The sequence below is a fragment of the Anaerobutyricum hallii genome, from assembly GCF_900209925.1.
Lineage (GTDB): Bacteria > Bacillota > Clostridia > Lachnospirales > Lachnospiraceae > Anaerobutyricum > Anaerobutyricum soehngenii.
In genome coordinates, this window is sequence record NZ_LT907978.1 from 1,851,434 (window position 1) to 1,874,244 (window position 22,811).

The window sequence follows — 22,811 nt, forward strand, 5'->3', positions numbered from 1 at the left end:
AAAAATTTTTAGATTTTTTACAGATGAATTCTCTTGATTATCTGAAATACCAAAAGATTTGAATAGACAACAGGCCTTGTCTCTGCGTAAAAAATGATACCGTCTGTTGGTGCTGTAACTTCCGAAATAATTTCTCCGCTATCTGCCTTCATGATCTGCGCCAAAACATCCCCCCGGCTTACTTCCTGACCACACTCTGCTTTTCTTATAAAGATACCTGCCGCCTCTGTCATAATTGGCTCCAGATCACTTTCCTTTAAAACACTTGCGATATATCCACTATGAGAATAATAACGGATAATACCCATTCTTGTAAGAAAACGCAGAATAGAAGAAACTGCCTGTGTTGCAAGCTCATCATCAATTTTCCCTGTCATTCCTGTGTATAAAGAAAATGCTTCTGTTCCATTTCTTTGCCAGTTGTTATGTAATGTCGTTCTGTCAAACGGTCTGCTTTTTGCTTCAATAACATAGGGAAGTCCGAACAGATTGGCAAGACTGGTGCTTCCATGTTCCGGGTCAAGAAGACGGATATGTGGCATAAAAGTTCCTCCAAGATAAAAAGAAGGTAAATGAATTCCATACCGGTACCCTCTTGTTGTTTCCATAATTGCATATGCCACACGACTTCCTGATTCACCTGACGGATTCCCCGGAAACAACCTGTTTAAGTCCGTATCATCAGAAATCCAGAAACGTTTACCAAAATCCATCGACATATTGTTTACGGAAGGAATCACTAAAATACCATTCTCTCCTACCATATCTCCATGCTTTTCTATCTTTTTTAATACATCGATCAGTTTTGAACAAATATATAATTGCTGATATTCATTTCCCCTCAAAGCTCCCACAATGCAAGCAGAGCGTTCTTTCCCTTCATTTTTTCCGAAATAATATCCTTTTACATTAATTTCCTGCTGAAAAGGAGATTCCATCGAATACAATATTTTTTCTTCCATTATGCCCAGTCCTCCTTTTGCTATTCATATTTTCCGGCAGGTCTTTCTGCCTTGCAGATTCTTGCCAGAAGTTCTCCCTCACAAACCGCCGGATATTCTCTCAAACTAAAAATCATTCCGTCACAGGAAGACTTTACCTCCTCAAGCTCTGCCCCAAGAATCGGCCGCACGATACAGCCAAGTACCTGATTTTCTCTTACAAAACTTCCAATCTGTATTTTAGGAATAAAAATTCCACTCGTATTACAGTGAATAACTTCCACATCATTTTTCTTTACTGTCACTGTTTTTTTCGTAGGAGAAACTTCTCCTTCAAAAACTTCCAGTTCCTTCATCATCCGAAAAATACCATCTATTACCTTTTTACAGTACTCATAATCAATTTTAAGTGCAATCCCCGACTCAATCACCAGGTTCGGGATACCTTTTCTCCGAAGGCTGTACGCAAGACTTCCTTCCCAAACAGAAGAAGAATTACTGTTCATCCATAAAACTGGAATTCCTGACTTTTGCGCAAGCTCTGTCACTTTTTTCCCTGCATTCTCCGGCACTCGTATCTGGGGAAGTTCCCGAATAAAAATATCACTTGAATGGATATCAATACAAAAATCTGAACCTTTTAAATCCTCAATTACTTCTGCTGCCATATATTCTATCGTATGTCCATGATGACTTCCCGGAAACATCGCATTCATATCAAGAGCTCCTGGAGCATTACGCTTTCTTATTTCCAGTGCCATAGGAGCCACACATGGATATACATCTACAATTCCTTTCAGATTCTCTCTTTCCTCTTTAATCCGCCGAATCAGTTCATAACAAATATACTGTCCTTGCAGTTCATCACCATGAACACCTGCAACAATACTTAATCTCGGCATATTTTCCTGTATCGTATCCGGCTCTAACCTGTTCTTCTTTATTTTTATCGGAAGTCCTACCGGCATCTGTGCCGTCATTACTGTCTCTATCATATATAGTCTCCCCTCTGTCAATCAAAAAAATTTCTGTTGTTTCTTATATTGACCTTTTTAATTTTGTAAGCTATCATTAGCTTCGTATAGAATATACTATAAAATTATGTTTTGCAAATTTTATATAAGGAGGAACCATATCATGGATAAAATAGCAAGCTTTACCGTAAATCATTTAGATTTAATCCCGGGAGTATACGTTTCAAGAAAGGATTATGTAGGAAAAGAAGTTCTCACCACCTTTGACCTTCGTATGACCGCTCCAAACAGAGAACCCGTTATGAACACAGCAGAACTTCACACAATTGAACATCTTGCCGCAACGTATTTAAGAAATAATGACGAATGGAAAGAAAAAGTCATTTACTTTGGACCAATGGGCTGTCGTACCGGATGTTATCTTATCCTTGCAGGTGACTATGAATCTAAAGACGTTGTTGGTCTTGTACGCGATACTTTTGCTTTTATCGCTGATTACGAAGGTGAAATTCCTGGAGCCGCTGCAAAAGACTGCGGAAATTATCTTGATCAGAATCTTCCAATGGCCAATTATCTTGCAAAAAAATATTTAAAAGAAGCGTTAAACAATCCTTCTGAAAAAAATCTGATTTATCCTGAATAATATTTTAACTTTTTCACATACTACCTCCGTACCTGATAAATGTACTCTCGAAATTATTTTGGTACTGACAGAATTTAATTACAAAAGTAAGTGCAAGAAAGACTCCGAGAGTACATTCTTGAAAAAAGGAGGATTTATCATGAAAAGTTCAAAGAAAACCTATCAGGAAGTCGCAGAAGCATGCAGCAAATATGAACCGGTATCTGAGGAATCCGCATTTAAAAATTCTTCCTGCGAATGTAGTACTCCAAGCTGCTTAAACTGCACACATTTCACGAAGCAGGAACACTGCGATTTAGATTTATATGATCAGATTGTAGAAAAAATTAAATAATTCTGGGTTGCCGCAGGCAAAGGGAGAGACGCGCCCAAAGAGAGCAGCACCGCTATATTGGTGACTCTATCACTGCGGGTTGAATGTTCGCTTATCCGCTCGCATTCAATCCTCGCTCTAAGGCCACAAATATAGCGGTGCTGCTCTCTTTAGGAGCGTTTGTTTTGCTACGCAACTCAAGATTGATCTGGCTTGCCAAATCAGAATCCAATGTTGTATAATACCCTTAGTGGTAATTTTTTTCAATATACAGGGGGTTTTTATTATGCAGTTACTTAAAGTTTATTATGCGTATTTTAGTCCGGGAAATACTACAGAAAAAGTTCTTTCCCGAATTGCGTCATCTTTTGAAAATTATCCAGTGGAATCTATCAATCTTACAAGTTATGATGAACGTCAGCAAGAATATCATTTTAAAGAAAATGAACTTCTTATCATCGGTGTACCTGCCTACGGTGGCAGAGTTCCCGTTCCAGTTGTCGATGCATTAAGCCGCTTTTCCGGTTTAAATACACCTGTCGTCCTTGTTGCAACATATGGAAATCGTGACATTGATGATACGTTGATGGAATTAAAGAAAAATGTAACAGATAAAGGATTTATCCCAGTTGGTGCAGCTTCTTTTGTATGCCAGCATACCTTCTTAAAGGAATGTGCCGAAGGCAGACCAGATGAAGAAGATTTAAAAATGGCCAAAGAATTTGGTGATAAATTAAAAGAACGCCTTCGTCTTCTCGTTACATATGATACCTCTAACTTAGAAGTTCCTGGTTCTTTCCCATACACAAAGCCACCTATGGGTGAATTTCCATTCAAAGTTGAAACAAACGACTACTGTATCTACTGTATGCTCTGCGCAGATGTATGCCCGGTAAAAGCAATCAGTGACAGCAATCCAAAAGACATTGATAACAGCAAATGTCTCCGCTGTGGCTCCTGCCTTAGAATCTGCCCAACACAGGCAAAGTCCTTTACAGAAGAGCCATTTAAAGCATTACAGCAGAAATTAGCACCACTTTGTGGAATAAGAAAAGAAAACTGGTATACGATTTGTTAACTATGATGGTGCCAACTACGATCTGGCTTTATGGGCTGCTTATTATAACTTCCTGCGGTCATATAATTTAAATCTGCCAGCCGAAGGCTCTAACTGTTCTTAGATTCCAAACCAGAGGTAATAAACCAGCCACCGCATTAGCGGCTATACCCTTGATGGCACATAAAAGAACTGCTACACTGCTGTAAACGACGGAAAAATCACTAACTATTCTTGAATTCTTCGCCGTCGGTGAATCACCTACAATAGTTCTTTTGTGTGCTGTCAAGGGTGGGCAGTCTACCTCTGACTAAAATATCTGCAATTTTCAAGGTTCCAGTACTCTTTTCAAACTTATAATTTCTTTCCAAGTTCATATGCTTTTTTCATCGTATCCACATGATCAGCCGCTGTATTTGCGTCATCAATTCCACCGCCACCGACCATGCCTTTTAAGGAAGCCTTTTCAAAACAGTCTACCCAGCCTTGCAGACCATTGTAGGCTTTTTCGAATGCAGTTTCATCATTCTCAGCGGCAGTTGCAATCATATAAATATCTCTGAATGAATAATCTGTCGAATATAATGGATTCAATCTATCAAGAAGTGTTTTCATCTGACCGCACATCTCATAGTAATAAATTGGCGTTGCATAGACAATGACCTCCGCCTCCTTTACCTTTGCCATAATATCTGCAACATCATCCTTCAGTACACACATTCCAGTCTTCTGACAGGATAGACAACCGATACAATATTTGATATCTTTTCCTTTCAAAGAAAGAAGTTCCACATCATGCCCAGCTTCTTTAGCTCCCTTTGCACACTCCTTTGCGAGCATATCAGAATTGCTGCCTCCTCGAAGACTTGTAGATATGATCAATACTTTTTTTGTCATAATTAAATTTCTCCTTTTTCAGTGTCTTTTTTAACCTTCCGTATAACTTTCGCAGGCACTCCTGCCGCAACCATATTGGCCGGAACATCTTTTGTTACAACTGCTCCGGCTGCAATGATCGAACCTTCACCAATTGTAACCCCTGGAAGAACCGTCACATTTGCTCCAAGCCACACTTTTTTTCGATGTGAATCGGCTGAAATATCATACCTGCTCTTTTCTCGGGATCTTCCATATGATTGATCGTTGCCAATACTGCATTATGTCCAATCAGGACTCCATCCTCTATATAAATACCACCCTGATCCTGAAACTTACATCCTGCATTAATAAAAACATTTTTACCTATATGGATATTTCGTCCGCAGTCTGTATAAAACGGAGGAAACATTCCAAAACTTTCATCTATTTTTTGTCCGGTAAGTTCCGACATAAGCTGTATAATTTCTTCTTTTGTATGATATTTGTTATTCAGCTCCATCGTTATCTTTAATGCCCTTTGAGACAGCTCATGCATAACCAGATGTTCTTCACTTCCACCATCTACGATATATCCGGGTTTCATATTACTCAAATATTCTTCACACGTCATAATTAACCAACTCCGTTTTCTTTAAAAAATTTCTGAATTTTGTCAAATGGGATCACATCCAGATTATCGTAAAGATCTATATGAACAGTTCCCCATCGTCTGCGCATATAATCCGGAACACTGTTCTTTGACTGCACCAAATGGTCCGCTTACGGCAATTGCAGGATATTTCCCAGATACATTTTTCGGCTTATACAGATCTGCGGCAAGCGTGATTCCATAACGATTTACAAATGTCACTTTCTTATGGTCTACTTTTTCACTCTGTAGAAAAGTTTTATCCCATTCAGATACCAGCTGTAATTCTTCTGTTTTTAACATATTTAACATCCTCCATATGCAAAATTTCTTGTAATTACACTAACAATAGTATATGATATAAATATCATACAACCTAAAGTTAGCTTTAGGTCAAGCATAATTTTGAAAGAAGGTTTTTTATGTATACAATCGGTCAGGTCTCTGCAATATTTGGTCTTCCTGTTTCTACCTTAAGGTATTATGACAAGGAGGGCTTTTTCCCTAATCTGAAACGCAAGGGAAATATCCGTTATTTCAGCGATAATGAATTGGAAGCGCTTCGTATCATTGAATGTCTGAAGAAATCGGGTCTTGAGATCAAAAATATAAAGCAATTTTTTATCTGGGTATCTGAAGGCAGCTCCAGCTATGAAAAAAGGAAAGAATTATTTGAATCCAGAAAATCAGCTGTTGAAACTGAAATCCAGGAACTTCAAAAAACTCTCTCCCTCTTAAAATTCAAGTGCTGGTATTATGAAACAGCAATGAAAGATGGTAACGAAGATGCTATAAATGCCATGTTACCTGACAAGCTTCCAGAAAATATACAAAAACTATATAACAAAGGACATGAATGATTTTTGTTTTCTTCATCAAATACATAATTTAACATGAAAGTAAATAAGCATTTGAAACAACATACAACAACTTGAATGTCAATTCTTCAGAATTTAATTTCCCGGAAAGTCATATCCTTCTGGTACATACCACGTTGCCAACTGTAGATTTAGAATAGCCAGAAAAAAGAAAAAATAATACATCCCAGATGCGGCTTCGGAGCGTGTTTAAGATGCGGATGAGCATCTTAAACACAGCGACTACAGAGCAGATGGGATGTATTATTTTTTCTTTTTTCGTCTATTACCAAATCTACAAATCAGTATCTATTGGAATAATGGTGTTGAGTAATATCTATCGCCGTTATCTGGAAGGAGTACTACGATAGTCTTTCCTTCATTCTCCGGACGTTTTGCAACTTCTACGGCTGCATATAACGCCGCTCCTGAGGAAATACCTGTAATAATACCTTCTGCTTTGGCAAGTTCTTTCCCGTATTCAAATGCTTTTTCATTCTCTACAGGGAAAACTTCATCATAAATCTTTGTATTTAATACATCTGGAACGAATCCTGCACCGATTCCCTGAATCTTATGTGCGCCGCCATGTCCCTGTGATAATACAGGAGATGTTGCTGGCTCGATTGCGATGACTTTCACATCTGGATTCTGTTCTTTTAAGTATTCTCCGATACCAGTTACTGTTCCGCCAGTACCAACACCAGCTAAGAAGATGTCTACCTTACCCTCTGTGTCATTCCAGATTTCTGGTCCAGTGGTTGCCTTATGTGTCGCAGGATTCGCCGGATTTACAAACTGTCCAGGAATAAAGCTTCCAGGAATCTCTTTGGAAAGCTCCTCTGCTTTTGCGATTGCTCCTGACATTCCCTTTTCGCCTGGAGTCAGAACAATCTCTGCACCGTAGGCTTTTAAAATATTTCTTCTTTCTACACTCATAGTTTCCGGCATAGTAAAGATAGCTTTGTAACCTTTTGCCGCTGCGATTGCTGCTAAACCAATTCCTGTGTTACCAGAAGTAGGTTCAATAATTGTGGCACCTTCTTTTAAGAGCCCCTTCTTTTCTGCATCTTCAATCATTCCGTTTGCAATACGGTCTTTTACACTTCCTGCTGGATTAAAATATTCAAGTTTTAATAATAATGTTGCTTTTAATCCTAACTTTTTCTCTAAATTTACTGCCTCAACTAAAGGTGTATTTCCAATTAATTCCTGAATTCCTTTATAAACCTTTGCCATGATAAGCGCCCCCTATTATTCTGCTACAGCTTTGAAAGCTTCATCTAAGTCTTCAATGATATCATCAATATGTTCTGTTCCGATAGATAAACGGATTGTATTTGGTTTAATTCCCTGATCTGCCTGCTCCTGCTCATTAAGTTCTGCATGTGTTGTAGATGCCGGATGGATTACCAAAGATTTTACATCAGCTACGTTAGCAAGTAAAGAGAATAATTCCAGATTATCAATGAACTTTCTTGCTGTCACATCATCACCTTTAATTTCAAATGTGAAAATAGATCCAGCGCCATTCGGGAAGTATTTCTTATATAATCTCTGCTGTTCAGGATCTTCAGATACAGAAGGATGATTAATCTTCTCCACTAATGGCTGATTCTTTAAGTACTCTACAACTTTAAGAGCATTCTCTACATGACGTTCTACACGTAAAGAAAGTGTTTCTAAGCCCTGTAAGAAAACAAATGCATGAATTGGAGAAAGTGTTGCTCCGGTATCTCTTAAAAGAATCGCACGAATTCTTGTAACAAATGCGGCAGGTCCTGCTGCATCTACGAAGCTGATTCCATGATAGCTTGGGTTTGGTTCAGTAAGCTGTGGAAACTTACCAGATGCTTTCCAATCAAACTTACCACCATCTACGATAACACCACCAATACTTGTTCCATGTCCGCCAATAAACTTAGTTGCGGAATGAATAACGATGTCTGCTCCATGTTCTAATGGTCTTAAAAGATAAGGTGTTCCGAATGTATTATCAATTAATAACGGAATGTTATGTTTGTGAGCAATCTCTGCTACTGCTTCAATATCTGTTACCTCAGAGTTTGGATTTCCAAGTGCTTCTATATATAACGCCTTTGTATTTTCTTTAATTGCTGCTTCAAATTCTTCTGGTTTTAAAGGATCAACGAAAGTTGTCTCTACGCCGTAGTCTACTAATGTGTGAGCAAGTAAATTATATGTACCGCCATAAATATTTTTAGCTGCTACAATGTGGTCACCTGCTAAAGCTACATTCTGAATAGCATATGTTACTGCTGCTGCTCCGGAAGCTGTTGCTAATGCTGCAACACCACCTTCAAGGGCTGCAACCCTCTGCTCGAAAATATCTACTGTAGGATTTGTTAATCTTCCGTAAATATTACCTGCATCTTTTAAACCAAAACGATCTGCTGCATGCTGTGAATTATGGAATACGAAAGAAGATGTCTGGTAAATAGGTACTGCTCTTGCATCTGTTACAGGATCTGCACTTTCCTGTCCAACGTGTAACTGTAATGTTTCAAATTTAAAATCTCTATCCTTATATGTTTTCTTTGCCATTTTCTTATCCTCCATATTATGTACTCTTTATATTTTAATCTTTAAATTTCTAATTAAATATTCTCTCTACAACAGCAGCACATACACATTCGATCATCCTTATGTATGAATTTTCTCTTTGAATTTACTAAATTCATGTCTGCCACCTCTCTTTGTTTTGTGTTTCTTTGTTTCATGGGCTTATCATACCAGAAGTATCCTACTATGTCAATAGGAAATATATGATTTTTATTTTTTTCTTTTTTATCCCATGATTTTCCTGTAAAATACAAAAGTCATCACGAACAGCTTGTAATATTCTTCTAATCTTCTTCCTGGTAATAAAAATTCCCGCGGATACCTTTTGAACCAAAGTAATTAATGAATGCTTCCGGATCTTCCTTTTTAATATCCATAACTAACACCCTCGTCGCATCCGAATTCACTACACTGTAAAGCATTGCTTTTTCTTCATTTTTATAACATCCAACACCCTTAAATAAAGTTGCATCATGATTCGTCTTTTTCAAGATAATATTATAAACTTCATCCGGCTTCTTCGTAATAATAAACAAAGTATCTTTATCATATCGTTTATACATCATATTAATCATCTGTGTAGATGCATACTGGAAAATAATAGAGTACAATGCCACATTCATACCATAAATACATCCCGCAATAAGAAGAACTGCAACATTTCCCATAAAAATATAGTTCCAGACACTAATTCCTTTTTTCTTGGAGATTATCATACTGATAAAATCCGTTCCACCACTTGTCGCATGACTATTTAAAATAAGAGCAATTAATGTTCCATTAATAATCCCACCAAAAATAGAAATCAACAATAAATCATCCGTAACAAAATGAGAAGGAATCGCATCGACTGCGATACTGGTCACAAAAATGCAGAGAACCGAACGAAGTGTATACTTTTTACCAACTACCCGGTAACATATCGTTGCCGGAACTGCATTAAGAAGTATACTGAATAATGAATATGGCACACTGATATGCAAAAATGTTCTGCAAATATGCTGCAGAAGCAAGGAGATTCCTGTCGCACCTCCCGGCAGCAGATTTCCCGCATTTACAAAAACATTTACATTCACCGCATATAAAATCGAAGCCACAATAACAATCAGCGAATCTTTTATGTCCCTTCGAATTTCCAGCTTATGATATAATTCCTCTCCCATCTTCTGTTTATCAAGAATCTCTGAATCAGGAACCAGTTCCTCTTTGAGTTCTTTTTTTAAATCTTCTCTCAATTCTTTTATTGGTACTTTCTTCATATAAATCCTCCAATCAAATGTATATTCCATTTATCGAATCTCATTATAATACAGAATCTATATCTTTGATACCTCTATATATAATTTTTATTTTAAGTTCACCAAATACGCTTCTTTCTCATTCGTAAGCAATAATTTTCTTTCCTTTTTTGCAACATACATCTCTAATGTCCCCCGAATTTCTTCCGGTATGTCCAATTCTCTATAAGCATCCTCCTGCAAATTATAAAGATAATACACATCATCGGAATCTGTTCCTAATAAAACATAATCTCCATTAATCTGCATTATATGAATATCTTCTGCCTTTTTTAAAAGAATCTCCTTCTTTTGTTTTGTTATAAGATTCTCTATTTCTAACTGTTTTTTCTTCGTATCACACTGATAAGTCCAGCAGCCTTTAATATCACCATGTTCAGGATATACTTTCACTTTTCCTGTTTGAAGGTCAATATAATTCAGGCGATAGAATTCGGTATTATTTTTGGTAAATGCATCTCCAACAGCGGCAATATGGTCACTATTAATGAAATCATATTCATTAGAAAGTGCATAGCCTGAAAGTCCTTCTACTTTTCTTTCCGTTTCGTTTTCTGTGTTAAAGACAGTCCAATATGATTTACTGTGATTGATTAAGATATATTTTCCATCTGGAGACATGCTCATATTCATTCCGTCCCCAGGTTTTGCGACCTGTCTACATTCTCCACTTTTTAGATTTACGCAAAGAATTTGTTCATTTCCTTTGGCATTTTCTACGGAAAGGTAAACTTCTCCCTGCTTATTTATCTGATCAAATACCTGCACTAGATTTTCGCTGTAATTATAGCCGAAAATCTCCTGACCGATGATGGAATATTGGAAAAAGAATGTATTTCTCTTATAACTGCCCGAAAAGGATTGCATTGGCAATTTGCTAAGTTTACCATCTTTAATGCTATAGACTTTCTCTACGATTTCATCGGAGTTTGCATCCGTTTTACTTTCATAAATAAAACTTTCATTCGTTCCCACAATCTGTAGATTATCTTTCATTGGCACTTTTTCAATTTGTGAAATGGAGTCTTGCCCTTCATCTGCTTTGTTATTTCTTCGGCGAACTCTTCCTGTTTCTTCCTCATTACTTCTGCCATTTTTTCCTTTCTGATTATCAGAAGAACTTTTTATCTGAAATGTCTGCTCAATCCAATCACGAAAAACAGTAGAAACTCTAGCCGCTGTCTGTACTCCAATGCTCAGCACTATAACACAGATGACAATTGCTGCTGCAACTCTTATACCAGACAGCTCTCTCATATCTTTTTCTGGGCTTTCCGAAGAATTTACAAAGAAAAATCTCCGAATTATTGATGGTTTTCTTTTTTGAATATCTTCTGCCGCTTCCCTAATAAAGCAATCCTCACAGGCATCAAGCGCACGAAACAGTTCTTTTTTATCCATCAGATCAACTCCTTTTCCTGCAAATATTGCTGCAATTTTTCACGAAGTCTGGCAAGTCGCATGGATGCTGTTTTTTCTGTGATTCCATAATCTTTTGCAATTCCTTTTACCGGCTGTAAAAACCAGTATCTGCGTAAAAATAAGATTCTTTTTTTCTCCGGAAGTTCAGAAAGAAATGTATTAATTGCTGTTCTTAATTCTTCAAATTCTACACTGTCAGATGCTTCTGTCCCATCACTCACACATTCTGCCAGCTCATCAAGAGACGTTTCATACGCACTGTTTCGCTTTTTGGCATGATTAAATTCATATTTTTTTAGGGAAAGATTTTTTATAATTCGGCATATGTATGCCTTAAACGGATTCGGTTCTTTCGGAGGAATCTTATTCCAGAGTGTAAGATATGTATCGTTCACACACTCCTCACTGTCCCTTGTATCATTTAAAATATTGATGGAAATCGAATGACACAGCTTTCCATACTTTACATCAGTCTGCTCAATCGCATTTTCAGAACGCTTAAAATATAAAGCAATAATTTCTTTATCTGTCATCATTTTCACTCCTTTACTTCTCAAGATTTACCAGATATACTTCTTTTTCATTTGTAAATAACAACGCATTTTCCTTTTGTGAAAAATACACCTGTAGCGTATACCTTAGTTCTTCCGGTGGATTTAATTTCACTGCTGTTTTTCTTTTTATATTGCAAAGATAGGCAGGCAAATCTTCCTCATTCCATATAAGAAAATAATCTTTATAAATGGATATGGAATAAGATGGATTTGTCTCTATATTTTTTATCAGAAATTCTTCACCTGTAACTATATTCTGAAATAATGCTGTTTTCTTTTTTACACTATAATCGCAATTCCATTCTGGAGTCACATTTCCATATTCGGTATATTCTTTCGTTTTTCCTGTAGAAATATCTGTGTAATATAAAGTTTCATAATCTCCTTCATTATTTACCTTGCCACCTACTGCAATGTGCGTAGTATCTATAAAGTTCGATGTATCAATTTCCAAATTTTTATTCTCTAGCTTTTCCAGGTTCTTTTCTTCCTTCGTCTGTAAATCAAAAGAAGTCCACTTTCTCTTTACACTTCCATCCGACTGGATGAGATTATATTGCACCAACGCATATCTGCCATTCGGTGCCATCACAAAGTCAATTACTGTCTTTAAAGCCAGCTCACTTTGTATTTCACCGGTCTTTAAATTAATCGCAACCAGACGACTCCCTTTCTGGCTAGAATTTTGCGTATATTCTTTCGCAGAAGTCTCAAGAACTGCATAAACTGTATTTTGTTGTATCACTGGGAAAACTTTTTCTACCGCTCCATGCATGTTGTAGGCAAAAATCTCGTTATCAATCATTGAATATTCAAAAGAAATTTCTAAATGATTATAATGTCCCTCAAATTTCTTCTTCAAAAGCTCCTTTTGTTTTTCCCCCTCAATCGAAAATACCTTCTCTACTTTTTCTTCTATTCCATCATAACTCGTCTCATAAAGAAATGTTTCATTCTGCCCTGTCATCTGCACATCATTTTTTAAGGAAATCTTAGAGTCACCCATATCTACTGTTTTACTATCTGGAACAATCTCCGTAACATCACTTTTCTGAAAAACATTTTCCATCCAATCACGAAAAAGCGTAGAAATATGTGCCGTTGTCTTTACTCCAACTCCCAGAACTACAATAAAAAGAACAATTGCCGCCGCAATACGAATGCCTGACAAATGCTGATTCTTATTAAAGAACAATCGTCGCAACCTCTTCTGCTTTTTTCGTCTACTTTCTATATCCTGAATGACTTCCTTAATAAATACATCATCGCAGGCATCGATGGCATCAAATATTTTCCTGCTGTCCATAAAAACCTCCTTTCGCAAAGGTAATTTTCCAAACTTCATATCAACTTGGTACTTTCTATACTAACAAATACGATGTAAAAACAAAATACCACAAAAAAGTTTTGATTTGTAGATTCGGTGTAGACGAAAAAAGAAAAAACAATATATCCCATCTGCTCTGTAGTCGCGGTGTTTAAAATGCTCGTCCGCATCTTAAACACGCTCCCAAGCCTCATCTGGGATATATTGTTTTTTCTTTTTTCTGACCATTCCAAATCCACAATTGGTAAGAATAGGAATTCTCCAGAAAGTTGTAGCTTTCTATGGAATTAAATAGATATAAAATATGTTGTCTATCTTGAAATATTTCTCCTTCTTATGTGATTGATTGTCGATCACATTTAAGAACATCACTTTGCTAATAAAAATGATATACGTTTCCGGCAGGCTGGTTAATGGCTACCATATGATTATCATATACATAATTTGACATAAAAGTCGATACACATTTGATACAACTTACAACAATTTGAATGTCAATCCTTTAAAATTTAATTTCCCGGAAAGTCATATCCTTCTGCTACATTCCATGTTGCCAAACTATGGATTTAGATTAGACAGAAAAAAGAAAAAATACCATATCCCAGATGCGGCTTCGGAGCGTGTTTAAGATGCGGATGAGCATTTTAAACACCGCGACTACAGAGCAGATGGGATATGGTATTTTTTCTTTTTTCGTCTACACGAAATTTACAAATCAAAAGTTATCATTCTACATTTTTCAAAGCTTCATCCATCGGTACTTTCCTGATTTTTCGATATTCTAATAATGCAACTGCTGCATAGCTTACAATTCCAATAAGAAACATTTTCACATAAATTTCCGGTGCAATGTACAGGGCAATCCAGCCGGAAAAACTTTGGAGCATCATTTCTCGAAAGATTACTTTCATAAAAATCGTTTCTAATGGAAAGCTTAACAGCAGACACAGCACAACGACAATGGAAGTCGATAAGATGTAAAGCCTGCTGATTTCTCCATTATTGTAACCAAGTATTTTTACCATAGAGATAGACTGGGCATTTTTTTCGATAATGATTTTTGAGAGCAGGTAGATAAGTACTAAAAAGATAGCGATGGCGAATCCATTTACCAGTCCCATCATATTTCCCATAGATACATCTAACTGACGGGATACTTTAGTGAGGGCATTTAAATCGATGACGGAGCCGATGTATTTGTTGCTGATATCGGTTATTTCGGTGTCAGAAAAGTAGCCACTGTAATAATCCGAACCAAGGTCAAAGATTCGATTTAGCTGATTCTGATTCATAAAAATACAAAGTCCTCCATTATAAGCATAAATACCTTTTACCCGGAATGTGTAAGATTCTTTTTCGTATTTTTCTTTTAAAGTAATCGCATCTCCCGGCTTCAATGAAAATTTATCTGCATAAGCAGACGAAATATAAACATCGGCTGTTATCTTACTGTTTTCCTGCAAATCTGCCTTTTCATCTTTTAAATTAATTTTAATATATTTGCTGTCTGATCTCACACCATACAGTGTGACTTCCTCACTTTTAAATGTTTTTGGTGTTGTATTTAAGGAATACGCAGAAAATTCTTCTGCATCTTCATTTTCTGTTTTTGTACCAAGAGAATACTCCAGTAGAGAAAATAAACTGGATAGTTTGTTGCTGCTCATGGCACTGGTCGGGACCGAAAGCATATACTGATAGTTTGCGAGCATATTATTCTGGATATCTGTCTGGTAATGATCAAGCACAGATGGTAAAAGCAGTCCAAAGAACAGCAAAAGATTTGCAAAAACAATTCCAACAAATAATACAATATAATTACTGAAATTCTGAAAAATAACTCTCAGACGGAATCTCACAAAAATATTGATTTTCGAACTAAGAGGAAATGCTTTTTTCTGCTTCCTCTTACTTAAGTCTCTTCGTAAAAATTTCAATGGTGATAATTTTAGTTTTCTGTGCAATATCGCATAGTTTACAACAAACATAATGAAAACCGGAATTACCGTTGTAAGCAGAAAAGCCTCTGCATTCCAGAGAGTTACATACGTTGGAAGACTGTAACTTCCATAGTACATATCTGCACAAACATTTTTAAAAACAGTATATCCTAAAAGATTACCAACAATGGCTCCAATAAATGTTACGAGAAGTGGCATGAACATATAATGCCGTATTAATTCATTTTTTGTATAGCCCGATGCACGTAATGTTCCGATTACTCCCGCTTCTTTTCGAATCGTATTACTTGTCGTAATCCCAAATACAAAGGCCATAATTGCGATAACAATATAAAGAAGTACAATGATCATTGCCCGATCGCCTCCCATATCATCTCCTGTAAAATGAATAGCCTGATTCAGATACTGTGGTACAAACTCTTCTAGCGTAACATCTTTACTAAGTTCTTCCATAAAATCTTCGGACTTTTTCTTTTCCTGTGCCTCTGTTTTTGGCTTATGGGTATATGTCCATGCATAATTATATACAAGCTGACTTTGATTAAAAGAAGAAAATTCTTCTTCCGTCACAACTGCAGCTCCAAATTTTACTGCATCAAACATTGTATCATTATTATTTTGAAACAAGGCACTGTAATCTGAGAGAGCAACCAGTCCTGTTATTTTCCATTTTCTTTTTCCACTTTGCAAACTGTCTCCCACAGATAATTTATTATTATCCGCATACATTCTGTCAATTGCAATTTCTCCAGTTTTTTCTGGCAGCTTCCCTTTCATCAGACAGACTTTATCCACCTTCGTCCTGTTTTTAAAAATACGAAGTGTTGTCCCGTTAAGCAATGCTTTTTCTACATAAAAATTCTCATAAAGTGTTACCCCTTTTTTTTCGATATCTTCCTGTTGATTTTTATATATTTTTTCTTCTGTTTCAAACTTTCCATCTTCAATATTATATTTTTGAAAGCTGTTGTTATATGCTGTTAACATACTTCCATCGGCCACTAAAAATCCGGACACAAAACCGATTGTTGCAGCCATAAGGATGAATACAACCAAATACTTCCCGATTTCTTCTCGAAGTTCCCGAAAAAATCTTTTTCTTAAAGGATTCTTCATGCCCAATCACCTACCATTCCAGTTCCATTGCCGGAATCTTCTGTTCATTCGTATAATTTTTCCGAATCATTCCATCTCTTAATTTTATAACACGATCTGCCATATCTTTGATTGCATCATTATGCGTTACCATCACAACTGTATTTCCATATTTTTGATTTACCGTTTCTATCAATCTTAAAATATCCTTTGACGTATTATAATCAAGTGCCCCTGTCGGCTCATCACAAAGCAGAATATCTGGATTCTTTACGATTGCTCTTCCAATTGCTGTTCTTTGCTGCTGTCCGCCAGAAAGCTGATTTGGAAGCTTACGCTGATGTTCATCAAGTCCTAATGTATGTAAAAGCTCATCAACATCAAGTGGTTTATCACTTAAATACGCTCCAACTTCAATATTTTCCCTTACCGTAAGATTCGGAATTAAATTATACATCTGAAAAATATAACCAAGGTGTATTCTCCGATACAAGGACAGTTTCTTCTCTGTCATATCCTCAATCTGCTCTCCTTCAATCGTTATACTTCCGGAATCTGCTCCATCAATACCACCAATGATATTTAACAATGTAGACTTTCCTGAACCAGAAGGTCCAAGCAAAACACAAAATTCTCCTTTTTCAATTCCCAGATCAATACCTTTTAATACATTAACCTGGCTGTCACCTATACCAAAAGACTTTTTAATCTGTTTTATTTCTAAAAACATAAGCACTAACACCTTTCTTTCTATTTTTATCTCAGTCGAGAAGACTCCCACCTCTTTCAGGTGGTGAGTGACAGCAAATTTGTCTCAGTGGGAGTCCAATCTCCGACTGAGATAAACGCTCCGCGAGGATGCGCAGTGATTCTGTAAAGAATATGTCAGCTTACGCTGACCAAAATCACGCGCCAAGTCTCGCGGCTGCTCGACTTGAATATAAGTTAGTATAAATTATCTTTTATACGCTTAGACTAATATTACTATCTTTATACTATTTTATGTTAGTTTTAACTTACCAAAATGTCAATAGCTTTTTCAAAACTTCTCCCTTTATTCAAACAACTTTTTATCTCTTAAAAAAACAAAAAACCTGAAAATTATAATATACAAAACTATAGTGCGGAGCCGATGAATGTAATAAAACATTCTTCATAAAGCTCTGTCATACAGTTTTATATATTATAATTTTCAGGTTTTCTATTATTTATCTGTTTTTCAATCTACGAGAGAAAATCCCTTTCTTTATTTGTTAAGCAAACAAAAATCAAAGATTCTTCAATACTTCCATTACTCCATTTTCATCGTTTGTCTTTTCTGTTACATACTTTGCCAATGATTTCAAAGTCGGATGTCCATTCTTCATACAGTAACTTTCACCACAGCTTTCTAACAAAGACATATCGTTTAAATAATCACCAAATGCCATTGCCTCTTCACGTGCGATACTATATTTTTCACAGATTGCTTTTACTGCATTTCCTTTTCCTTCTGTCTTGTTTGCAATGTCTATCCAGCTTGCACCGGATAAAACCGTACTCAGATTTTTACCGACATTTTCAAAATATTTCATGGATTCTTCTGCTTTTTCTTTCTTAAAATAAACAGCTACTTTTACGATTGCATCATTTTTCACAGCTTCCCTTAAGTCCTTCACGATTGTTTTACGCTCATAATACATTTCTACGTTATAACGGATCTCCTCGTCTGGTTCTGTGACATATGCTGACTTCGCCCCACAGACAACTGCTGTTGCATAAGGAACTTTTTCAATCAGGTCAATACAGTTTAATACATCCTGCTTATCCATTTCATCTTTAAAAATGACCTCACCTTTTTCAAATACAAGACCACCATTTTCTGCAATGAAAGTAAGCTTGTCTCTGATTTCCATAAAGTCTTTTTCTAAAGTATAATACTGTCTTCCACTAGCAATCACTACTTTTATTTCCGGATGCTTTTCTACCCATGGAATAAATTCTGCCGGTTTTTCCTTTTTACTGTTAAGTAATGTTCCATCCATGTCCAGTGCAACTAATTTTATGTTCATTCTGTTCTCCTTAAATCAAACCATGTTCTATACAATAATAATAAATTCCCTCTTCCGTAACATCCCCGCAAATGACATCTGCCGCTGCCTTCACATCTTCTGTCGCATTGCCCATCGCAACACCAATCCCTGCTGCCTGCAGCATTTCGATATCGTTTGAACCATCACCAAATGCAATCGCATTCTCTTTTTTCAAGTGATAATATTCTAAAACTTTTTCTACGCCAACGCCTTTATTTCCTTTTGCCGGTGTAATATCTGCTGCTCGTGGCCACCAGGCAGTAATTCTTGCACCATCTACATCTTTTAACAGTGCTTCATACTCTTCCTTACCACAGCCAACCATGAGCTGATATACCTTCCCATTCATGATTTTTTCAAAATCATCCGCTACCTTTACCTTTTGCTTTCCGATAGCAAAGTAATCCGCCAAGTCTTTATCACAGCCGTTCGCAGCACATCCTTCTACGTTTGCAACAGAAATCGGACGATTAATTGCGGCAGCATTTGCAACAATTTTCCTCACATCTTCAATTAATATTGGATTTTCAAAAATAACTTCATCTTTTGTATAACAATAAGATGCGTTAAAAGCTAAAAAGACATCAAAATCAATTCCCGGAAAAGTCGGAACCATATATGGACCTCGTCCTGTCGCAATACATAAAATAATTCCATTCTTTTTCAATCGCTTTAATGTCTCTATCATCTTAGGAGAAATTATCTTCTTCTCCATGTCAACTAAAGTTCCATCCACATCAAAAAAGGCTATTTTTATATCTTTTGCAGCATCTTTTTTCATATATTTCTCCTGGTATATTCTTCTGATTTTTTACACAACACTCCTATTATTTTACAGCTTTTTGTTTTCCTGTCAAGTAGAAATTATCCTATGAGTAATTTCCGCAACTCTCTCCTCTTCTCTATGTCCAGTTTTAAAAAAATGCGTGTAATCACATTTTTGATATATCCATAGGAATAATTCATCTGCTCGGCAATCTCCTTATTTTCCATTCCCTGTGCAACAGCCAGGGCAACTTTCCATTCAACTGGTGTTAGTTTTTCCTGTATTCTCTTTCTGTTTTCCTGAATTTGCGTATCTATAACAGTCTTTCGTGAATTTTGCGCACTTCTTGCAAGATGCATCTCTACTCTCGCAAGAAGAACCTCTTTGGCAAAAGGCTTCACAATATAGTCTGTTGCCCCTGCTTTTAACCCTTTTACTTCATAATCCGATTCTGAAAATCCTGTAAGAAAAATAACCGGTACTTCTTCACATCCTGGAATTCCTTTTATCTTTTCTAACGTCATATATCCATCCATTTCCGGCATAGCAATATCAAGCAATATCAAATTGGGAATAATCCCCTTTTTTAATAACGTAATTCCCTGCTTTCCTCCTTTTGCCACACTGACACTGTATAAATCAGAAAGTATTTCTTCGGCAGTTTTTAATAAAATAATATCATCGTCTATAATCAATATGCTTTTTTTAATCATAGCCTTTCTCCCATTCTTCCATAAGCTGTTCCGCTTCATCAAACTCTAAATTCCGAACGGATTTCTGTATCTTTTCCAATTGTTTTCTTTGGTCTGCATCCTTTTCTAAAGATAATAATATTTCTATCTGTTCTTCTGCGTATTTTCCCTGATATCTTCCAATCGCACAAAGAAGCTTTTTCTTTGCTTCTTTATATTTTTTCTCAAAACCTTCATTGCAACCATCTCCTTCAGCCTGCTTTGGACTATCCTTTGCGCTATTTTTTAAAAGAAACGGTTCTGTATATTTGATAAAAAAGCATATGCCCTGTACCACCCGCTCCCACTCAAAAAATAAAAGGGGGATTGCTTTATTTATGTAGTTCACATCTTGGAGCTTTCCTTTTTTCTCCATTGTAAAAGATAATTCATAAAGTTCTATTGCACCTATAGCCCTGGCATTACTTTTTAAAGTATGAAGCAATCCTGTCATATTTTTTATTTCATTTTGCGTCTGCTGCAATCTCTCGAAACTCTGAATTAACTGTTCTTTATTGGGCACATAGTATTCCACAAACAGTTCTGCTAACCTTCTATATTGCGAAATACTCCCACTTAGCAAACGTAATCCCTCTGAAAGTTCAATATCCCATTGTTTCATCTTCTGTTTCAATTCTAAAATCTGTTTTTCCTCTATTTTCCATTCTTCCCTTGCATCCTTTTCTCTTGAAATCAAATTTGCAGGAATGAATTGCAGCAATATCTCCTCTAGTCTATCCCACATAACCGGTTTTGAAAGATAATCCGCAAAACCTTCTGAAAGAAATTTCTGTCGAATACCTGTAGAAACATCAGCAGTAATAGCGATTATCGGCACTTCCTGTCCATTTTCCTCCTCTCTCAACTTGTGAAATGTTTCCATTCCATCCATCTCTGGCATCATATAATCAAGAAAAATCAAGTGATATTTTTTGCTTCTAACTTTTTCGATACATTCTAATCCACTACCTGCTTTATCTAACTGCATACTCGTTCTTTGCAAAAGAGATGCAAGCACCTGAAGATTCTGCTGGCTGTCATCCACGATCAAAACCTTCGCTTTCGGTGCAAAAAATCGTTTTCGGTCTTCCGATACCTTTTTACTTTCTTCGAAATTCCACTTCCCGATTTTCTCTTCTCCTGTACTTTTTAGCGGCAGACATACTGTAAATCGGCTTCCTTTCCCGTAGATACTCTCTGCATAAATCTGTCCTCCCATCTGTTCACAAAGTTCTTTTGCTATCGTAAGTCCTAAACCGCTTCCCTCAATATTTCTGTGCCGCTTCATATCCACACGTGTAAACATATCAAATAGTGTGTCCATATCCTCTTTTCGAATCCCGATTCCTGTATCTTTTACTGAAAAAATGATTTGGTCTCCGCTTGCATTAATTTCTAATGTAACCCGTCCTTCTTCCGTATATTTTACAGCATTGCTTATTAAATTTAAGATAACCTGCTTCGTATGTAACACATCTCCTGTCAAATACTTCGGCAGTTCTTCTTCCGCTTCAATAACAAAATCTATTTTTTTTGCCTCTGCCTGCTTCGTTCCAATCATCCATATTTCCTGTATAAGCTGTCTTAACTCAAACTTTTCTTCTGTAATATCCAGCTTTCCTGATTCAATTCTGGTAATATCCAATATGTTATTGATAAGTGATAATAAATATCGGCCTGCCTTCTCCACACTTTCTGCATACTGAACAATTTCTTTTGAGGCAGATTCCCTTAAAATCATTTCATTCATCCCAAGCATTACATTGATTGGTGTTCGGATCTCATGACTCATATTTGCAAGAAAGATACTTTTCGCCTGGTTTGCTTCCATCGCTTCTTCCCTTGCCTGCGTAAGAAAAATCTGCTGTTTTCTATAAATACGAAAATGAAAATACATTGCAGCGCCTAAAGATACACTCGCTACAACAACACCGGTCAATACATCAGCTACAATTTCTTTTTCTGAATGAAACCAGCTAACACAGACAGGGTAATAATAGGCGATTCCCATCGTAGCAATATAAATAACCAGCTCCAGTAAAACACTGAAAAACATCAGCCAGCCTTCTAACATAAAAACAGTAAATAAAACTCCGAAAATATAAAAGGACGGCATTCCTCCTTTATATCCCCCACTCTTAAAAAACATAAACGGAAATAAAATCATAAAAATTACAACTATCGTTATAAAATAACATCTTTGATATTTCTTCCTGTAATATGCGTAAAAAAGAAGCATGAGCGAAAGAACTGCAATTCCTGCATTTATAATAAGTATCCGCTTATCTCCATTGTTTAAATACGAAAAAACTCCATTACAAAGGCTGATGATACACCCAAGCGATGCCAAGACATTAAATAACCTCACTCGAAAGGGCAGATTCGACTGATAAAGTACTTTTCCAATTTCAAATAATCTTTTTCTATCCATAGTCTATTCCTTTTTTATATTTTTATAGTTCTATATCTATCCTTATAATTATATGATGTCACGAATTACTACGTAAATCTCTGCTTTCTCATATTTCGCGGATTCCAACGTCAAACACCTTATCGTTCACGCACGAACGGAGCTTTGATCTTTTAACCCTGATATCAATCATATTTTACCATAAAAAATGTGTTTGCACTGATAAGATTATGGACAGTCTTGGTATTTCTACAAAAAAAGAAATTCTTATAAGCAGCAAAATCAAACTTATAAGAATTT

At 36.3% G+C, this 22,811-nt stretch carries 19 protein-coding genes and 2 pseudogenes; 4 read left to right on the forward strand and 17 right to left on the reverse strand.

Annotated features, from left to right (window positions below):
- Positions 1–17 precede the first annotated feature (17 nt).
- Positions 18–962 carry a M14 family metallopeptidase gene (locus tag EHLA_RS08435; protein WP_021907533.1) on the reverse strand — a complete coding sequence of 315 codons (945 nt, stop codon included), beginning with the start codon at positions 960–962 and terminating at the stop codon, positions 18–20.
- 20 nt (positions 963–982) lie between these two features.
- Positions 983–1,936, reverse strand: coding sequence for a M14 family metallopeptidase (locus EHLA_RS08440; protein WP_096240273.1), 954 nt, complete (start codon positions 1,934–1,936; stop codon positions 983–985).
- Positions 1,937–2,078: 142 nt separating this feature from the next.
- Between EHLA_RS08440 and EHLA_RS08445 the strand changes: the two genes are divergently transcribed.
- The 3 genes from EHLA_RS08445 to EHLA_RS17130 all read left to right on the forward strand — a co-directional run bounded on the left by EHLA_RS08445 (position 2,079) and on the right by EHLA_RS17130 (position 3,949).
- Complete coding sequence (locus tag EHLA_RS08445) at positions 2,079–2,558, forward strand: S-ribosylhomocysteine lyase (RefSeq protein WP_021907531.1); 480 nt, start codon at positions 2,079–2,081, stop codon at positions 2,556–2,558.
- A gap of 139 nt (positions 2,559–2,697) precedes the next feature.
- Positions 2,698–2,892 carry a hypothetical protein gene (locus tag EHLA_RS08450; protein ID WP_021907530.1) on the forward strand — a complete coding sequence of 65 codons (195 nt, stop codon included), beginning with the start codon at positions 2,698–2,700 and terminating at the stop codon, positions 2,890–2,892.
- A gap of 796 nt (positions 2,893–3,688) precedes the next feature.
- Positions 3,689–3,949: a 4Fe-4S binding protein gene (locus tag EHLA_RS17130; protein ID WP_420313766.1), complete on the forward strand. Its 261-nt coding sequence runs from the start codon at positions 3,689–3,691 to the stop codon at positions 3,947–3,949.
- Between the two features lie 333 nt (positions 3,950–4,282).
- Here EHLA_RS17130 and EHLA_RS08460 read toward each other — a convergent pair whose 3' ends face one another.
- The 3 genes and pseudogenes from EHLA_RS08460 to EHLA_RS08470 all read right to left on the reverse strand — a co-directional run.
- Positions 4,283–4,825, reverse strand: a complete 543-nt coding sequence (locus tag EHLA_RS08460) for a flavodoxin family protein (RefSeq protein ID WP_096240277.1) — start codon at positions 4,823–4,825, stop codon at positions 4,283–4,285.
- Between the two features lie 2 nt (positions 4,826–4,827).
- A pseudogene (locus EHLA_RS08465) lies at positions 4,828–5,417 on the reverse strand (sugar O-acetyltransferase).
- Between the two features lie 69 nt (positions 5,418–5,486).
- Positions 5,487–5,738: pseudogene (locus tag EHLA_RS08470) on the reverse strand (alpha/beta hydrolase); the annotation flags it as partial.
- Positions 5,739–5,857: 119 nt separating this feature from the next.
- On the opposite strand from EHLA_RS08470, the gene EHLA_RS08475 reads away from it, so the two are divergent.
- Positions 5,858–6,295 carry a MerR family transcriptional regulator gene (locus tag EHLA_RS08475; protein ID WP_096240279.1) on the forward strand — a complete coding sequence of 146 codons (438 nt, stop codon included), beginning with the start codon at positions 5,858–5,860 and terminating at the stop codon, positions 6,293–6,295.
- 306 nt (positions 6,296–6,601) lie between these two features.
- On the opposite strand, the gene cysK is transcribed toward EHLA_RS08475, so the two are convergent.
- From cysK to EHLA_RS08535, 12 genes are all read right to left on the reverse strand, one after another.
- Complete coding sequence (cysK, locus tag EHLA_RS08480; protein WP_096240281.1) at positions 6,602–7,531, reverse strand: cysteine synthase A; 930 nt, start codon at positions 7,529–7,531, stop codon at positions 6,602–6,604.
- Between the two features lie 15 nt (positions 7,532–7,546).
- On the reverse strand, positions 7,547–8,857 hold the full coding sequence (locus EHLA_RS08485; RefSeq protein ID WP_021907012.1) for an O-acetylhomoserine aminocarboxypropyltransferase/cysteine synthase family protein: 1,311 nt from the start codon (positions 8,855–8,857) through the stop codon (positions 7,547–7,549).
- 302 nt (positions 8,858–9,159) lie between these two features.
- Positions 9,160–10,134 carry a YitT family protein gene (locus tag EHLA_RS08490; RefSeq protein ID WP_242970699.1) on the reverse strand — a complete coding sequence of 325 codons (975 nt, stop codon included), beginning with the start codon at positions 10,132–10,134 and terminating at the stop codon, positions 9,160–9,162.
- A gap of 87 nt (positions 10,135–10,221) precedes the next feature.
- A complete protein-coding gene (locus tag EHLA_RS08495; RefSeq protein ID WP_096240283.1) occupies positions 10,222–11,574 on the reverse strand; it encodes a hypothetical protein in 1,353 nt (450 codons plus the stop codon).
- Positions 11,574–12,131, reverse strand: coding sequence for an RNA polymerase sigma factor (locus EHLA_RS08500; RefSeq protein ID WP_173854280.1), 558 nt, complete (start codon positions 12,129–12,131; stop codon positions 11,574–11,576). Before EHLA_RS08500 ends, EHLA_RS08495 begins: the two co-directional genes overlap by 1 nt.
- 10 nt (positions 12,132–12,141) lie before the next feature.
- Complete coding sequence (locus EHLA_RS08505) at positions 12,142–13,455, reverse strand: hypothetical protein (protein WP_096240287.1); 1,314 nt, start codon at positions 13,453–13,455, stop codon at positions 12,142–12,144.
- A 746-nt stretch (positions 13,456–14,201) separates the two neighbouring features.
- Positions 14,202–16,553, reverse strand: a complete 2,352-nt coding sequence (locus EHLA_RS08510; protein ID WP_096240289.1) for an ABC transporter permease — start codon at positions 16,551–16,553, stop codon at positions 14,202–14,204.
- Between the two features lie 10 nt (positions 16,554–16,563).
- Complete coding sequence (locus EHLA_RS08515; protein WP_096240291.1) at positions 16,564–17,262, reverse strand: ABC transporter ATP-binding protein; 699 nt, start codon at positions 17,260–17,262, stop codon at positions 16,564–16,566.
- A 538-nt stretch (positions 17,263–17,800) separates the two neighbouring features.
- Complete coding sequence (locus EHLA_RS08520; protein ID WP_096240293.1) at positions 17,801–18,583, reverse strand: HAD family hydrolase; 783 nt, start codon at positions 18,581–18,583, stop codon at positions 17,801–17,803.
- A 10-nt stretch (positions 18,584–18,593) separates the two neighbouring features.
- On the reverse strand, positions 18,594–19,385 hold the full coding sequence (locus tag EHLA_RS08525; protein WP_096240295.1) for a Cof-type HAD-IIB family hydrolase: 792 nt from the start codon (positions 19,383–19,385) through the stop codon (positions 18,594–18,596).
- Positions 19,386–19,468: 83 nt separating this feature from the next.
- Entirely contained in the window at positions 19,469–20,083 is a 615-nt protein-coding gene (locus EHLA_RS08530) for a response regulator transcription factor (RefSeq protein WP_096240297.1), read from the reverse strand.
- Positions 20,076–22,532 (reverse strand): ATP-binding protein, encoded by a 2,457-nt coding sequence (locus tag EHLA_RS08535; protein ID WP_096240298.1) that lies wholly within the window; start codon positions 22,530–22,532, stop codon positions 20,076–20,078. Before EHLA_RS08535 ends, EHLA_RS08530 begins: the two co-directional genes overlap by 8 nt.
- Positions 22,533–22,811: the final 279 nt, after the last annotated feature.